This is a genomic window from Halovulum dunhuangense, from assembly GCF_013093415.1.
GTDB classification, from domain to species: Bacteria; Pseudomonadota; Alphaproteobacteria; order Rhodobacterales; family Rhodobacteraceae; genus Halovulum; species Halovulum dunhuangense.
In genome coordinates this window covers 285,369-301,943 of the sequence record NZ_JABFBC010000001.1, presented here as the reverse complement: position 1 = coordinate 301,943, position 16,575 = coordinate 285,369, and the positions used below count along the sequence as shown (strand labels likewise).

Sequence of the window (16,575 nt, the reverse complement as noted above, 5' to 3'; positions counted from 1 at the left end):
GGGCGCGTGTCCTTTCAGCGGGAATGGATCATGGCAATGCGCATCATCAGCCGTTCCACCAGCGCCTGTCCGGGCACCGGGCGGGAGGAGCGGAGCGAGAGATCGGTGTCCATGATCTCGTGCAGGATCTGTTCCAGCTTGGCCGGGCCCCAGTGGCGGGCCTGCCGCAGCATCCGGTCCCGGCGCGGTCCGAAAACCGGCGGCCGGGCGCGGGCAAGCGCCTGTTCGGCCCCCGCGGGGTGGCTGGCGGCGGCGTGAAGCTGGCGGAAATGGCGTTGCAGCGCGATGCACAGCGTCGTGGGGTTCACGCCCTGCGCGGCCAGCCGGGGCAGCGTGGCGCAGAGCAGCGGCAGTTCGCCGTCGGCCGCGGCGGCAATGACGTCATCGACGGCCGCCTCGGTCACGGCGGGGGCGATGGCGGCGATGTCGGCGGGCGACAGCGGTTCGGGGTCGCCGTGCTTGTAGAGCGCGAGGCGTTCGACGGTCTGGCGGAAATCGCCCGGATCGAGCGCCTGGGCGAGTGCGGTCAGGTCGCGCATGGCGTCGCCCGAGACGCCCTTGAGGCCGGCGGCGTTGAGCGTCGCCTCGATCTCGTCCCGGCCGGGCGGGTCGGCGTAGACGGCGGCGGCATAGGCGTTGGGCGCGTTCTCGAACAGCTTGCGGAGCGCCGAGCGCGGGGTGAGGTTGCCGGCGGTCACGATCAGGAAGGCATCGCCGGGGCGCCAGTCCTCCAGGGCGGCGGTGACGGGTTTCGCCAGCGCGTCGGTCGCATCCTCGAGGGTGACGACCCGCTGGCCGGGGAAGAAGCCCTGTTCCTTCAGCGCATCCGACAGGCGCGAGGGTTCGCCGCGCAGGTCCGAGGGCGAAAGGCGGGTGAGGCGCATGTCCGACTCGGCCTGGGGGCCGCCCAGGTTGGCGGCAAGATCCTGGCGGCGCAGCGCGATGCGCATGGGGTCCTGGCCGAAGATCAGGATGCCGGCGCGGCTGGCGTCCGGCTTGCGGATGAAGGCGAGCAGGTCGCGGGGGGGAAGTTTCATTCCGCCCAGGTTCCGGCGGTGGCAAGCAGCCTTCGCGCGATCTGGGTGGCAAGGCTGGCCGCGATGCGGGCGCGGGCGTCTTCCTCGGCGGCGCGGGTGGCAAAAGGCGATGCGGTGGCGGAATAGGCGGCGGCGGCGCGTTCGATGCCCTCGGTCGCCCGGGTGCCGGTGCGGCTGTCGGTGACGGCGAAGCGCGCGGTGGCGGTCAGGTTGAAGCGGGTGACAGAGCGGTCGGAGCGGATGGCGCGCTCGTCCTCCTCGAAGCTGGTGTCGACGCTCAGCCGGTAGGGGGCGGCGGAAGGGGGGCCAAGCCGGTCGATCAGCGCCTGGCGCAGCGCGAAGCCGAAGGCGTCGGTGCCGATGGGGTCCACGGCGATGCGCCCCATCAGGTCGCGGGCGTCCGTGCCTTCGCCGTAGAGGGGGGTGAAGCCGCAGCCCGCCAGGACCGGCAGGGCCGCGGCCGCAAGGATCAGGCGGCGGCGCTCAGACCACCACATTGACGATACGTCCGGGCACGACGATCAGCTTTCGCGGCGTCTTGCCCTGAAGGTAGGATTGCACCTTGGGATCCGACAGCACCGTCGCCTCGACCGATTTCGGGTCGGCGTCGGCGGGGATGGTGATCTCGGCCCGGCGCTTGCCGTTGATCTGGATCGGCAGGGTGACGCTGTCCTCGACCAGCAGGGCGGGGTCGGCCTGCGGCCAGGCGGATTGCGAGACGAGGCCGGGCTGGCCCAGGCGTTCCCAGACTTCCTCGGCCAGGTGGGGGGTCATGGGCATCATCATGCGGGTCAGGGCCAGCATCGCCTCGCGCCGGGCGGCGGCCATGCCGGGCAGGGCGGCGTCGGCCTTGGCGATGGCGTTGGTCAGTTCGTAGAGCCTGGCCACCGACTTGTTGAAGGCAAATGTCTCGATGCCGTCGGTCACGTCGCGGATGGTGCGGTGGGTCAGGCGGCGGAGGGCGAGCGCCTCCTCACCCTCCGGAGTGGAGGGATCGTCGGCGCTTTGGCCGATTTCATCGGCCAGCCGCCAGACGCGCTGAAGGTGTTTCCAGGCGGCGTCGGCGCCGGCGGCGGTCCATTCGACGTCGCGTTCGGGCGGGCTGTCGGACATGACGAACCAGCGCGCGGTGTCGGCGCCGTACTGTTCGATGATGTCCATGGGGTCCACGACGTTCTTCTTGGACTTGGACATCTTGGTCACCGGCCCGATCTCGACCAGGGTGCCGTCCTTCAGCGTGGCGCCCTTCTCGGTGCGGATCACGTCGGACGGCGCGTGCCAGATGCGCGAGCCGTGCGGGCCGGGGGTGGAATACGTCTCGTGCGTGACCATTCCTTGCGTGAAGAGCGCGGTGAAGGGTTCGGCCGCCTTGGGCGGTAGGTGGCCGGTCTTCTGCATCGCGCGGGCGAAGAAGCGCGAGTAGAGCAGGTGCAGGATCGCGTGTTCCACGCCGCCGATATACTGGTCCACGTTCATCCAGTATTCGACCTCGGCCGGGTCGGTGGGCGTCGTCGCGCGGGGCGCGGTGAAGCGGGCGTAGTACCACGAGCTGTCCACGAAGGTGTCCATCGTGTCCGTCTCGCGCCGGGCGGGCCTGCCGCAGGCGGGGCATGGCACGTCGCGCCAGCTGGGGTGGCGGTCGAGCGGATTGCCGGGGCGGTCGAAGCTCACGTCCTCGGGCAGGCGCACGGGGAGGTTTTCCTTCTTCTCGGGCACGACCCCGCAGCTATCGCAATGGACGACCGGAATCGGGCAGCCCCAGTAGCGCTGGCGCGAGATGCCCCAGTCGCGGAGGCGGAACTTGGTCACGCCCTGGCCGATGCCAATCGCCTCGCAATGGGCGATGGCGGCCTCGACCGCGCGTTCGCCGGTCATTTCCTCCTCGCCGGCGATGGGGCGGAGATAGACCACCGGTTCCGACTTCTGCGGCACGAATGCCTCGTCGGCCACGGAGGCGTCGGAGCCGCGGGCGCGGAACACGTCGGTCACCGGCAGGCCGTATTTCCGCGCGAAATCGAGGTCGCGCTGGTCATGGGCCGGGCAGCCGAAGATGGCGCCGGTGCCGTAGTCCATCAGGATGAAGTTGGCGATCCAGACCGGCAGTTCCCAGTTCGGGTCGAGCGGGTGGACCACCTTCAGCCCGGTGTCCATGCCGCGCTTTTCCGCCGTTTCCAGCGCCTCTTCGGAGGTGCCGACGCGGCGGCATTCCTCGTTGAAGGCGCGGATCGCGGGGTCGCCTTCCAGCGCCCTGGCCAGCGGGTGGTCGGGCGAAATGGCGGCGAAGCTTGCGCCCATCAGCGTGTCGGGCCGGGTGGTGTAGACTTCCAGCCGGTCGAAACCCTGCGGCGCGTCCTTGAGGGTGAAGGCGAATTGCAGGCCGCGGCTCTTGCCGATCCAGTTCGACTGCATCAGCCGCACCTTTTCGGGCCAGCCGGTCAGCGTGTCGATGGCCGCCAGAAGTTCCTCGGAATAGTCGGAGATGCGGAAGAACCACTGCGTCAGTTCACGCCGTTCCACCAGCGCGCCCGAGCGCCAGCCGCGCCCGTTTTCCACCTGCTCGTTGGCGAGCACGGTCATGTCCACCGGATCCCAGTTCACCACGGCGCTTTTCCGGGTGACGAGGCCCGCTTCCAGCATGTCGAGGAACAGCGCCTGCTGCTGGCCGTAGTATTCCGGGTCGCAGGTGGCGAACTCGCGGCTCCAGTCGATGGAAAAGCCGAGCGGCTTCATCTGGCCGCGCATGTCCGCGATGTTCTTGTAGGTCCAGGTGCCGGGATGGGTATTCTGCGCCATGGCGGCATTCTCGGCCGGCATGCCGAAGGCGTCCCAGCCCATCGGGTGCAGCACGGAAAAGCCGTTGGCGGACTTGTAGCGCGCGACCACGTCGCCCATCGTGTAGTTGCGCACATGGCCGATATGGATGCGCCCCGAGGGATAGGGGAACATTTCCAGCACATAGTATTTCGGCTTTTCCGGATCGCGCCGGGCGGCGAAGATGTCCGCCTCTTCCCAGCGTTTCTGCCATTTGGGTTCGACCGTCCGGGCGTTGTATCGGCTCATCTGTTCTTGGGTTCCGTCATGCGGGCGCGCAGCCGGGCCGGGCCCGTGGCGCGGAAACTGTCGTGGAGGGCCTGCGCCGGGTTCAGCGCGGGCCCTGCGCCGCCACGGTGAACTGGCGGGCGCGGGTGAGGATGGCGTCCTCGATCTGGGCGGCGACCTGGTCGCTGACCGCGACGGCGCTGCCGCCCGACTGGCGGAAGACTGCCACGCGCAGCGAGCGGGCGTCGAGCGCGGGGCCCGTCACATAGACCGTCGCGCGGTAGGGTGCGGAGGCGCCGTTGACGCGGCCCCAGCCGGTGGAGATGACGCCCGAGAAGGGATCGGCCGCCTCGAGCGGGAACATCGACAGCACGTCGAGCGAGGCCCGCCAGAGGTTGCGGTTGACGTTGATCTCGCGGCTTTCGTCCACCGGGGTGAACAGGCTGAGGAACGACTCGCGCTCGGCCATGCCGGCGGTCGGCAGGTTCTCGCGCTGGCGTTCGATATTCATGTCGCGCGCGGCATCGTCACCGCCGCCGCAGCCGGCAAGCGCCGCGCACAGGATCGCGAAGCCGGCCGTTCTCAGTCGCTGATGCATCACGCCACTCCCCGGAAGTACTGGAAAACGCCATTCGTCGTTTATCGGCTGGCTTGGGCAGGGACAAGGTTTTTCCCTTTGAGCCGTCCTGGCGCGGCCCGCCGGTGCCTGAACCATATGTGACATGCTTGCATCACGTTCGGCGGTTTGCCCCCGGCGGTTTGGGGCGTTCTTGACCGTTCGGGGCTTTCGGATCAATTACCAATCGTGCTCTTCCGGGTGGGCCTGGATAGTGGTGCACCTTGAACCTAGTAAACACAGAGGGAAAACGATGAAAAACGTTCTCTTCGCGACCTCGGCGATCGTCAGCCTGGCTGGTGTTGCCTATGCCGACGGCCACGCTGGCGTTGCGCTGTCCGGCTCGGCCGAGATGGGCGTCACCTATGTCGACGACGGCATTGCTGGCGGCGGTGCCGACGGCGTCGCGATCTTCCACAACGACCTGGACGTGACCTTCACGCTGTCCGGCCAGACCGACAACGGCCTGACCTTCGGCGCGACCATCGACCTGGACGAAACCGATGGTGGCTCGGCCCTCGAGACCTCGAACTCGGTCTTCTTGTCCGGTTCGTTCGGCACCCTGTCGATGGGCGACGTTGACGGCGCCTATGACCGCGTGCACATCGAACTGCCCGCCGGCGGTCTGTCGGACGAAGCCGACCAGGCCAGCGGTGGCAACCCGCTCGACGGTCTGGCGCCGGAAATCCTGCGCTACGACTACTCGTTCGGCGCCTTCGGCGTGTCCGCGTCGATCGGTCTGGAAGATCAGCGTGCGGGCGCCTATGCCGTGACCGGCGACTCGGCTGGCGGCGTGTCGAACGCGCTGATCACCAGCGACGTGTACGAACTGGGTCTGTCCTACCGTGGCGACTTCGGCGGCACCTCGGTTTCGGCCGGTCTGGGCCTGTCGACCGTTGAAACCGCTGACGCTGGCGGCCTCGGCACCGGGGACCACACCGCGATCGGTCTGTCGACCGCTCTGGGCTTTGGTGCCTTCGGCGTGAACCTGTCGTACCAGAACATCGACCGTCCGGCCGATGCTGGTATTCTGGCTGAAGACGTCTATGGCATCGGCGCGACCTACTCGCAGGGCGCGATCGGTGTGGGCGTTGCCTACCAGATGACTGACAACACCGACGGTTCCAACGAAGAAGTGATCCAGGGCTACATGACCTACGACCTGACCGGCGGTGCCGAGCTGGTTGCGGCGGTCTCGAATGTCAGCGACGACAACGCGCCTGACGACGTGCTGCGCGCCGGCTTCGGCCTGGGCCTGTCGTTCTGATCCGACGGATCGGTTGACTTCAGGGAAGAGCGGGCTTCGGCCCGCTCTTTTCTTTTGGGCGGATCGCCTGGAACGGCCGTGGCGCGGGAACGCGCCGCGGTCTTTTCCGTTTCGGGGGGTGGCCTGTCAGGCGCGCTTGCGCGGGGCGGGCCCGGTGGCGAAGCCGTCCACCGCGTCGGCCAGCGCATTCTGAAGCGCGGCCGCATCGTCCTCGGCGATGGCGCTTTCGATCCGGGTCAGGAGTTGCCGCATCGGTTCCGCCTCCAGCCGCCTTTCGCTGGCGCGCAGGATACGGGGGTGCGGCGTGGGGATCGTCGTCTCGTCGATCAGCAGTTCCTCGTAGAGCTTTTCGCCGGGACGCAGGCCGGTGACGCGGATCTCGATGTCGCCATCGGGGTTGGCCGCGTCGCGGACCGTCAGGCCCGACAGCTCGATCAGGCTGCGGGCAAGGTCGGCGATGCGGACCGGACGGCCCATGTCGAGCACGAAGACGTCGCCGCCCTCGGCGTAGGAGCCGGCGAGGAGGACGAGCTGCGCCGCCTCGGGGATGGTCATGAAGAAGCGCGTCACCTCGGGGTGGGTCAGCGTGACCGGGCCGCCCGAGGCGATCTGGCTGCGGAAGAGCGGGATCACCGAGCCGGAGGAGCCGAGCACGTTGCCGAAGCGGACCATGGCGAAGCGGGTGCCGGGGTGGCGGGTCTGGAGATCCTGGATCACCAGTTCGGCCATGCGCTTGGTCGCGCCCATGACGCTGGTCGGGCGCACCGCCTTGTCGGTGGAGACGAGGATGAAGCGTTCCACCCCGGCGGCGGCTGCGGCCTCGGCCAGGGTGCGGGTGCCCAGGATGTTGTTGCGCGCGCCTTCGAGCGGGTTCGCCTCGACCAGGGGGACGTGCTTGTAGGCGGCGGCGTGGAGGATGATGTCCACGCCGTAGCGGCGGATGGTGTCGGCCACGCGGCGGGGGTCGGTGACGGAGCCGAGGACGGGCACGATTTCCGGCAGGGCGGGGCCCAGGGCGCGGAGTTCCAGTTCGATGTTGTAGAGCGCGAATTCGCCCAGTTCGTAGAGGATCAGCCGCGCCGGGCGGGCGGCGAGGATCTGGCGCGCGAGTTCCGAGCCGATGGAGCCGCCGGCGCCGGAAACGAGGATGGTCCTGCCCGCGTATGCGGCGGTGACTTCGGGACTGGCGAGGTCCACCGCCTCGCGGCCCAGCAATTCGTCGGGCGAGACGGGGCGGATCTGGTCCCGCAGCGAGCGGCCGTCGAGCAGTTCGATGATGGGGGGAAGCGCCTGCACCTCGATCCCCGTCTCGGCAAGGGCGCGCAGCTTGCGCCGCCGCTCGGTCGCGGAAAGCGACGGCATGGCGAGGATCACCTGCTCGATGCCCAGCGCGGCGCGCAGACGGGGCAGGTCGGCGGGCAGGTGCACGCGCAGGCCCGCCACCTCGACCCGGCGGAGCGCGGGGTTGTCGTCGAGAAAGCCCACCGGCACCAGTTCGCGCGACGAGCGCAGGGCGGCAACGAGCTGCTGGCCGGCGCTGCCCGCACCATAGACGAGCACGGGCTTGGCGGTGCTGGCCCGCGCACGCAGGCGGTCGATCAGCGACAGGAGCACCAGCCGGGAGAACACCGCGAACAGCAGGAACACCCCGGCCCAGATGCCGGGCACCGAACGCGGCAGGCCGAAACCCAGCCCGGTGTTCAGCGCGGCGGTCACCAGCGACATGACGAAGGCGAACTGCACCAGGCGCAGAAGCGCGCGCTGCTCGAAGCTGCGCAGCACGATGCGCGGCACGCCCATGATCCAGCTGACCAGCATGCCGATCACCGGCACCAGCACGAAGAGGCCGAAGCCCTGTTCGAAATAGCGATCCGGCCAGACTTCCCCAAGCCGGAGCTGGAGGGCCACGAGCAGCGCCACGAGCATCGCCAGACCGTCCAGCGACAGAAGGAAGATCGCCTTCTGCGTGCGGGTCATGGTGTCGTGGAGCTGTTCCATCTGGTCCTCGTTCCGGTTCGCCCACCGCTGGCACGGAAATTGTCCCGTATTATGGCGGGGAAGTAACGGAAAACCTGCCCGGATCGGAGGCGGAAGTGGTGAAACTCTTCTTCTTTTCGCCTGTGCCGCCGGTTTCGCAACTTGCGGTTTTGACCTGCACCGGGGGCGCTGCTAAAGCGCCAGCGGACAAGGCCGATTTCACGCAAGGAAATGAGATGACCCCCGCCAGTACCATGCCGATCCCCGAGCTTTTCGTGTCCTACGACAGCGCCGAGAAGCTGAAGAAGGAAGCCGGCGACCTGTTGTCCTGGGATCTGACGCCGCGGCAGATCTGCGATCTGGAGCTGCTGATGAATGGCGGGTTCTTCCCGCTGAAGGGTTTCCTCGGCCAGGCGGATTACGACAGCGTCGTCGAGAACATGCGGCTGGCGGACGGCACGCTGTGGCCCATGCCGATCACGCTGGACGTGTCGGAGGTCTTTGCGGCGAAGGTCGAGCCGGGGCAGGACATCGCGCTGCGCGACCAGGAGGGCGTGATCCTGGCGATCCTGTCGGTGTCGGACAAGTGGTCGCCGGACAAGTCGCGCGAGGCGGAAAAGGTGTTCGGCGCCGATGACCTGGCGCATCCGGCGGTGAACTACCTGCACAACCAGGCGGGGCCGGTCTATCTGGGCGGGCCGGTGACGGGCATCCAGGCGCCGGTGCATTACGACTACCGCGGCCTGCGCAACACGCCCAACGAGCTGCGCGCCTATTTCCGCAAGATGGGCTGGCGGCGCGTGGTGGCGTTCCAGACCCGCAACCCGCTGCACCGCGCCCACCAGGAACTGACCTTCCGCGCTGCGAAGGAAGCGCAGGCGAACCTGCTGATCCATCCGGTCGTGGGCATGACCAAGCCGGGCGACATCGATCATTTCACCCGCGTGCGCTGCTACGAGGCGGTGCTGGACAAGTATCCCTCGTCCACCACGTCGCTGAGCCTGCTGAACCTGGCGATGCGCATGGCCGGCCCGCGCGAGGCGGTGTGGCACGGCATCATCCGGCGCAACCATGGCTGCACCCACATGATCGTGGGCCGCGACCATGCCGGGCCGGGCAAGAACAGCGCGGGCGAGGATTTCTACGGCCCCTACGAGGCGCAGGAGCTGTTCCGCGAGCACGAGGGCGAGATCGGCCTGGAAATGGTCGATTTCAAGCAGATGGTCTATGTGCAGGAGCGGGCGCAGTACGAGCCCGCCGACGAGGTGGAGCCGGGGATGACCGTGCTGAACATCTCGGGCACGGAACTGCGGCGGCGGCTGTCCGAGGGGCTGGAGATCCCCGACTGGTTCTCTTTCCCCGAGGTGGTGGAAGAGCTGCGCCGAACCCGGCCCGCGCGGTCGAAGCAGGGTTTCACGGTGTTCTTCACCGGGCTGTCGGGGTCGGGCAAGTCCACCATCGCGAATGCGCTGATGGTCAAGCTGATGGAACTGGGCGGCCGTCCCGTGACGCTGCTGGATGGCGACGTGGTGCGCAAGCACCTGTCCTCGGAGCTGGGCTTTTCCAAGGAGCATCGCGACATCAACATCCGCCGGATCGGCTATGTCGCGTCCGAGATCACCAAGAATGGCGGCATCGCGCTGTGCGCGCCGATCGCGCCCTATACCGCCACGCGGCGGGCGGTGCGCGAGATGATCGAAGCCTATGGCACCTTTGTCGAGGTGCATGTCGCAACGTCGCTCGAGGCCTGCGAGGCGCGCGACCGCAAGGGGCTTTATGCCCTGGCGCGGGCGGGCAAGATCAAGGAGTTCACCGGCATTTCCGACCCCTACGAGGCCCCGACCAACGCCGAGCTGGTGATCGACACCGAAAAGGCGGACGTGGACAACTGCGCCCACCAGGTGCTGCTGAAGCTGGAAAGCCTGGGCCTGATCGGGGCCTGATGCCCCGACGCCCCATCCCGCCGCCCGCGGGGTGGGGCCTTCCGCAAGGTTTGCGGTTTCACTTTCCGGCTCATGCCCTAGACTCATGCAGGCTTGTGTGATCCGGCGGGAGTGCGACCATGAGACGATTGACCCTGAGCGTGAGCGGTGTGGTGCTGCTCGGGGCGATGCTGGTGGCGGCGGAGCCGGCGCAGGCGTTCCGTTTCCTCGGGATCAATTTCGGCGGTGAGGACGAGGCGGCGGAGGATGGCGTCGCGATCGTCGATCCGCTGGCCTATACGGTGCGCTTCGAGATGGCCGACGACGATCTGCGCGACCGGGTGCAGGGGGCCTCGGCGCTGTGGACCGGGCGCGAGGATCCCGCGTCCGGCGCCGCGGGGCTGATTTCGACCGCGCAGGCGGACTACCGGGCCCTGCTGGCCGCGCTTTACGCCGAGGGGTATTACGCGGGGGCCATCTCGATCAGCGTGAACGGGCGCGAGGCGGCGGACCTGTCGCTGGCGGCGGATCTGCCCGCGCCGGCACAGGTGGTGGTCAGCGTGGATCCGGGGCCGCCCTTCGTCTTTGGCCGCACGGGGTTCGTGAACCCGGCCCCGGCGGCCGGTGCGCTTCCCGATACCGGGGCAGATCAGCCGCAGGAGATGTTCCGGCCCGGCCTGCCGGCGCGGGCGGGGATCGTGAATGCCGCCGGCGACCAGGAGGTCAAGGAATGGCGCCGGGTCGGGCGGCCCAAGGCGCGGGTCGCGGAACGCGAGGTGATCGCCGATCACGGGACCGGGCGGCTGGATGTCACGATCCGGATGGATCCCGGCCCGGAGGCGCGGTTCGGCCCGGTGACGGTGACCGGAACCGGCGGGGTGAACGCCGATTTCGTGCGCTACATGGCCGACATTCCCGAGGGCGCGCGCTACGATCCGGAGCGGATCGCGGCGGCGGCCGAGCGGCTGAACGACCTGCGCGTGTTCCGGGCGGTCCGGGTGGTCGAGGGCGAGCAGGTGCTGGCCGACGGCACGCTGCCATTGGATATCGAGACGCTGCGCCGCCCGCCCCGGCGGTTCGGGGTGGGGGCGACGTTTTCGTCGATCGAGGGGCTGGGGCTGGAAGGGTTCTGGCTGCACCGCAATCTTCTGGGCAGCGCCGAGCGGTTGCGCTTCGATGCCAGCATCTCGGGCATCGGGGCCGAGGACGATCCGGAGGATTACGACTACAGGATCGGGCTGAGTTTCGAGAAGCCGGGCTTTCTGGACCAGGAAAACACGCTGATCGCCAATGGCGAGATCGTGCAGGAGGTGTTCGACACCTATCGCGAGCGGGCGGTGCGCACGAGCCTGGGCCTGTCGCGGCGGTTCAACCCGGACCTGGAGGGAAGTGTCGCGCTGGCCGTCGGCCTGTCGGAGGTGGAGGACGATCTTGGCACGCGGGAGTTCCTGCTGATCAGCCTGCCGGTGGGGGCGACGCTGGACAAGCGGAACAACGAGTTCGACGCGACCGAGGGCTATTACCTGACCGGGGAGCTGCGGCCTTTCGTGGAGACGGAGTTCTCTTCGACCGGGCTGCGGGCGGAGCTGGAGGGGCGGACCTATCTGTCCTTCGCCGAGGGGCGGACGGTGGTGGCCTTGCGCGGCAAGTATGGCGCGCTGCTCGATGGGGCGCTGACCGATATTCCGCCGGACCTGTCCTTCTTCGCGGGCGGCGGCGGGTCGATCCGCGGCTATGCCTTCCGGTCCATCGGGCTGGAGACGGCGCTGGGCACGGTGGGCGGGCGGTCGCTGGTCGAGGGCTCGGTCGAGTTGCGCCAGCGCATCGGCGAGTCCTTCGGCGTGACCGCCTTCGTCGATGCGGGGCTGGTCAGCGACGAGGTGTTTCCCGGCGAATTCGGCGACGCGCGGTTCGGCGCGGGGCTTGGGGTGCGCTACTACACCGGCCTCGGGCCGCTGCGTTTCGACCTGGCGACGCCCCTGGATCCGCGCAGCGGCGATCCCGACATCGCCTTCTACATCGGCATAGGGCAGGCGTTCTGATGCGGCATTTCCGGTTCCTGATCCTGCTTCTGCCGCTTGTGCTGTGGCCGTTCCTGGGGCTTGCCCAGGACGAGATCGCCGAGGGCGAGGACGATAACGGCTTCATCATAAACCTGTTGCAGAACCAGCTTTCCACCGAGAGCCGCAAGATCCGGCTGTCGGGGGTGCAGGGGGCGCTGTCGTCACAGGCGAGCGTGCGGCGGATAACGATTTCGGACCGCGAGGGGATCTGGCTTCAGATCGACAACGCGACGATCAACTGGAGCCGGAGCGCGCTGCTGCGCGGCCGCGTGGAGGTGCAGCGGCTGGCAGCCGAGAGCATCCGCATCCCGCGCCGCCCGTTGCCCGAGCCGGGCCTGCCGCAGCCGGAGGCTAGCGGCGGCGGTTTCAGCGTGCCGGACCTGCCGGTGGCGATCAACCTGGCCAACCTGGAGATCGGGCGCGTCTTCCTGGGCGAGCCGGTGATCGGGGTCGCGGCGGAAATCGGCGCGACCGGCAACCTGGCGCTGGCGGGCGGCAACCTGGACAGCCGGCTGGAGCTGAACCGCCTCGACGCGCCGGGCGGGTCGTTCCTGCTGAGCGCGGCGTTCGATGCCGACTCGCAGGAGGTGGCGCTGGACCTGCAACTGAGCGAGCCCGAGGACGGGTTGATCGCGAACCTGCTGAATGTCGAGGGGCGGCCGGCGGTCGAGGGCAGCATCACCGCCAGCGGGCCGGTGGCCGATCTGACCGCCACGATGGATTTCCGCGCCGGGGACGAGGATCTGCTGGACGGGCAGCTGCGCCTGACCGAGGGGCCGGAGGGGCTGGATTTCGTGGCCGACATCGCCGGGCGGCTTCAGCCGCTGGTGCCGCTGGAGCTGCATCCCTTCTTTGCCGAGGAAAGCACCATCGCGGTCGAGGGGCGCCAGCTGGCCGAGGGCGGGATCGCGCTGGATCGGCTGGAGGTGGATGCAGGCGGGCTTGACCTGGCGGGCACGCTGCGCACGGCGCCAGACGGGTTTCCGCAGGCGCTGGATCTGCGGATGGCGCTGGGCCGCGAGGATGGAACGCCGCTGGCCCTGCCCGGCGGCGGTGGACAGACCACGATCCAGAGCGGGCGACTGGATCTGACCTATGGCGAGGGGTCGGCCTGGGACGGTGTTCTGGCGCTGGAAGGCTTGAGCACCGGCGAGGTCACGGTGGGCGAGACCACCATCGCCATGGGCGGGCTGGCCGAGAACCTGGACGATCCCGAGGCGCGGCGCGTCACGGCGCGGGTCGAGGGCGCGGCGCGGGACTTCAGCGCGCGCGACCCGAAGCTTGAAATCGCGCTGGGCAACGGGGTCGAGCTGCTGATCGTGCTCGACTGGGCCGCGGGCCGGGCGGTGGCGATCGAGGAGGCGCAGCTTTCCGGCAATGGCGTGCAGATCGGTTTCGGAGGGGCGCTTGACGGCACGCGCCTGTCGGGCGGCGCGGCGGTCGAGATTGCGGACCTGTCGGTATTCGGTGCGCTTGCGGGGCGCGATCTTGCGGGGTCGGTGTCGACTTCCGCGGCGGGGCTGGTCGATCCGCTGGCCGGGTCGTTCGACCTGACGCTGGACGGCAGCGCGCAGGGTCTGCGGCTTGGCCTGGCGCAGGTCGATCCGCTGCTGGAGGGCGAGACGGTGCTGGCGGGGCGTCTGCGGCGCGATGCGCAGGGCATCGAGGCCGAGGGGTTCAGGCTGTCGAACGATCAGCTGGAGCTGGCCGCCGACGGCATCTATGCGGCCGAGGGCACCGATTTCCGCCTGAGCGCGTCGGTCAGCGACATCGGGCTCGTGACCGATGCCGGCAGCGGCGCGGTGCGCCTGACGGCACAGGCCGAGGGCGGTGTGGAGGCGCTGGGCGTCGATCTGCGGCTGGCGATGGATGCGGGCGAGTTGCAGGGCCGGGCGGTCAGCGGGCTGAACCTGACCCTGCGCGGCGAGGGCACGGGCGCCGTGGACCTGCGCGGCCGGATCGGCGGCGGCGGGCGTCTGGACGAGACGCGGATCGGTCTGGATGGCGGGTTCGAGCTGGGCGACGGTTTCCAGCGGTTGCAGGGTTTCCGCTTTGACGCGGGGCCCACGCGGGTGACGGGAAGCGTCGCGCGGGGCGCGGATGGGCTTCTGTCGGGGACGCTGGACGTGGCGTCGCCCGACATCTCGGACGTGGCGGCGCTGGCGCTTCAGGAGGCGTCCGGCGCGGTGCGGACGCGGCTGGTGCTGTCGCGGAGCGCCGGCACCCAGAGCGCGGCGATCACCGGGGCGATCCGCGACCTGGCGGTGGCGGGCAGCACGGTATCGGGCGCGGACCTGGACCTGGCGGTGCGCGACCTGTTCGGCATCCCGCTTGCCTCGGGCGAGGTCGATCTGCGGGCGGCGCGCTTTGGTGGGTTCGGGATCAGCGAGGCGCGGCTCGTGTCCAGCGTCGAGGACGCGCGGATGCGGGTGCGGGCCGACGCGGCATTCGACAATGGCGCGACGGCGACGCTGGGGGCGCAGGTCGAGAACCTGCAGCCCGGCCTTCGGGTGGATCTGGCGCGGCTGGACCTGGATACGGGCGCGACGTTGGCGACGCTGACGGCGCCCGCGCGGCTGGAAATCGCGGGCGGGGCGACGCGGCTGACGCCGCTCAGCCTGCGGATCGGCGACGGGCGGCTGGTCGCGCGCGGGACGGTCGCGGAGGCGCTGGACCTGCTGTTCGAGATGGAGGCGTTGCCGCTGTCCATCGCCAATGATTTCGCCCCCGGGCTGGGGCTGGGCGGCACGGTTTCGGGTTCGGCCCGGGTCGGCGGCACGGCAGAGGCGCCGGAGGGGTCGTTCCGGCTGGACCTGGCCGGGCTGCGGGCGGCGCAGACCGAGGCGCTGGGCCTGCCGGCGCTGTCGGTCGGCACGCAGGGCGAGATCGCGGCGCAGGCGGTGAACCTGACCGGGCGGATCGAGGCGGCGGATGCGCTTTTGCTGGGCTTCGAGGGGCGGATCCCGCTGGACCCGGATGCGCAGGGCTTTGCCGCAACGGCCACGCTGGAGCGGCTGGCGGTCGCGGCGTTCGACCGGGCGGCCGGCAATCTGGGGCTTCAGGGGCGGGTCACGGGCCGGGTCGAGGCGTCGGGCAGCGTGCTGGACCCGGAGGCGCGGTTCAGCCTGGCGGGAGAGCAGCTTTCGACGCTTCTGACGCGGCAGAACGGGTTGCCGGCGGCGGGCGTCACGCTGGAAGGCGGCTATCGGCGCGGGGTGCTGGACCTGGATGCGTTGCAGGCGCAGGGGCCGCAGGGGTTGCAGTTCCAGGCCTCGGGGCGGGTGCCGTTGCAGGGCTCGGGGCTGGAGATCACGGCGCAGGGCCGTCTGCCGCTGGCGCTGGCCAATATCGCGCTGGCGCGCAGCGGCGTGCAGGTGGCGGGCGATCTGAGCCTGGACGCGGCGGCGCGGGGGGCGTTGACCGCGCCGGCGCTGTCTGGATCGGCGCGGATGACGGGGGGCACGATCCTCTATCCACATGCCAACCTGCGGCTGGAGAACGTGGCGCTGAACCTGGGGCTTGCGGGCGAGCGGGTGACGATCACCGAGGCGCGGGCGAATTTCGCGGAACGCGGCACGCTGAGCATAGGCGGCGCCGTGGGGATCGCCGCGGGCAGCGGGTTCCCGGCGGATCTGGATATCGCGCTGCGCGACGTGATCTATTCCGACGGGCGGATCGTGACCACGCGGCTGTCGGGCGACCTGACGCTGGAAGGGCCGATCCTGGGTGCCGGGCGCCTGGCGGGGCGGCTGGACGTGGGCCGGACCGAGGTGGTGATCCCCAGCAGTTTCGGGATCAATGCCGGGGTGCTGCTGGACATCAGCCACCTGAACCCGCCGCGCGACGTGCAGCTGACGCTGGATCGGGCGGGGCTCAACCGGCCGCTCGAGGAAAGCCAGGGCGGCGGGCTGCCGCTGGTGCTGGACGTGCTGGTGAACGCGCCGAACCAGATCTTCATCAGGGGCCGGGGGCTCGATGCCGAGATGGGCGGGCAGGTGCGGGTCACGGGGACCGCCTCGGACGTGGTGCCGGTGGGCCAGATCAACCTGATCCGCGGGCGGCTGAACATCTTGGGCCAGAGGATCGAGTTCGACGAGGGCAGCGTCACGCTGATCGGCGACCTGAACCCGCGCATCCGGCTGGTGGCGGAGACCGCCGCGCGGGACGGGACGGTGGTGTTCCTGACCGTCGAGGGGCCGGCGACCGATCCGGCGGTGACGTTCTCTTCCTCGCCCGTGCTGCCGCAGGACGAGGTGCTGGCGCTGCTGATCTTCGACCGCAACGTGGCCGAGCTGTCGCCCTTGCAGATCGCGCAGCTTGCCGCGGCGGCGGCGTCGCTGGCGGGGGTCGGCGGCGGTGGCGAGGGGGCGCTGGGTGGCCTCAGGTCCGCGATCGGGCTGGCCAACCTTGACGTGACCAGCGGCGATGACGGGGAGGTCGGCGTGCGCGCCGGCACCTATGTCACCGAGAACATCTATCTCGACCTGGAAGCCGACAGCGGCGGAGAGACGAAGGCGACGATCAACCTGGACATCACCGACTCGGTCCGGGCGCGCACGAGCGTCGACTCGCGCGGGGAAAGCACGATCGGCATTTTCTTCGAGAGGGATTACTGAGGCGCGCGAAAGCGGGGGCGGAGTGCTCAACAGGATCA

9 protein-coding genes are annotated in these 16,575 nt (G+C 69.5%); 4 read left to right on the top strand and 5 right to left on the bottom strand.

Annotation, left to right across the window (positions count from 1 at the left end):
- Positions 1–14 precede the first annotated feature (14 nt).
- The 4 genes from holA to HMH01_RS01380 all read right to left on the bottom strand — a co-directional run bounded on the left by holA (position 15) and on the right by HMH01_RS01380 (position 4,674).
- Complete coding sequence (gene holA / locus HMH01_RS01395) at positions 15–1,037, bottom strand: DNA polymerase III subunit delta (RefSeq protein WP_171321765.1); 1,023 nt, start codon at positions 1,035–1,037, stop codon at positions 15–17.
- Positions 1,034–1,534, bottom strand: a complete 501-nt coding sequence (lptE, locus tag HMH01_RS01390) for an LPS assembly lipoprotein LptE (protein WP_171321763.1) — start codon at positions 1,532–1,534, stop codon at positions 1,034–1,036. The genes holA and lptE overlap by 4 nt, the downstream gene beginning before the upstream one ends.
- Positions 1,521–4,097, bottom strand: a complete 2,577-nt coding sequence (gene leuS, locus HMH01_RS01385; protein WP_171321761.1) for a leucine--tRNA ligase — start codon at positions 4,095–4,097, stop codon at positions 1,521–1,523. The genes lptE and leuS overlap by 14 nt, the downstream gene beginning before the upstream one ends.
- An 82-nt stretch (positions 4,098–4,179) precedes the next feature.
- Positions 4,180–4,674 carry a DUF3576 domain-containing protein gene (locus tag HMH01_RS01380; protein ID WP_171321759.1) on the bottom strand — a complete coding sequence of 165 codons (495 nt, stop codon included), beginning with the start codon at positions 4,672–4,674 and terminating at the stop codon, positions 4,180–4,182.
- Positions 4,675–4,945: 271 nt separating this feature from the next.
- Between HMH01_RS01380 and HMH01_RS01375 the strand changes: the two genes are divergently transcribed.
- On the top strand, positions 4,946–5,959 hold the full coding sequence (locus HMH01_RS01375; RefSeq protein WP_171321757.1) for a porin: 1,014 nt from the start codon (positions 4,946–4,948) through the stop codon (positions 5,957–5,959).
- Between the two features lie 126 nt (positions 5,960–6,085).
- Here the strand turns inward: HMH01_RS01375 and HMH01_RS01370 are convergent, their stop codons facing one another.
- Positions 6,086–7,957, bottom strand: coding sequence for a polysaccharide biosynthesis protein (locus HMH01_RS01370; RefSeq protein ID WP_171321755.1), 1,872 nt, complete (start codon positions 7,955–7,957; stop codon positions 6,086–6,088).
- Between the two features lie 215 nt (positions 7,958–8,172).
- Here HMH01_RS01370 and HMH01_RS01365 point away from each other — a divergent pair, with 215 nt between their 5' ends.
- From HMH01_RS01365 to HMH01_RS01355, 3 genes are all read left to right on the top strand, one after another.
- Positions 8,173–9,879, top strand: a complete 1,707-nt coding sequence (locus HMH01_RS01365; RefSeq protein WP_171321752.1) for a bifunctional sulfate adenylyltransferase/adenylylsulfate kinase — start codon at positions 8,173–8,175, stop codon at positions 9,877–9,879.
- Between the two features lie 119 nt (positions 9,880–9,998).
- On the top strand, positions 9,999–11,900 hold the full coding sequence (locus tag HMH01_RS01360) for an autotransporter assembly complex protein TamA (RefSeq protein ID WP_171321750.1): 1,902 nt from the start codon (positions 9,999–10,001) through the stop codon (positions 11,898–11,900).
- Positions 11,900–16,537, top strand: a complete 4,638-nt coding sequence (locus tag HMH01_RS01355; RefSeq protein WP_171321748.1) for a translocation/assembly module TamB domain-containing protein — start codon at positions 11,900–11,902, stop codon at positions 16,535–16,537. Before HMH01_RS01360 ends, HMH01_RS01355 begins: the two co-directional genes overlap by 1 nt.
- The last annotated feature ends 38 nt before the right edge of the window (positions 16,538–16,575 follow it).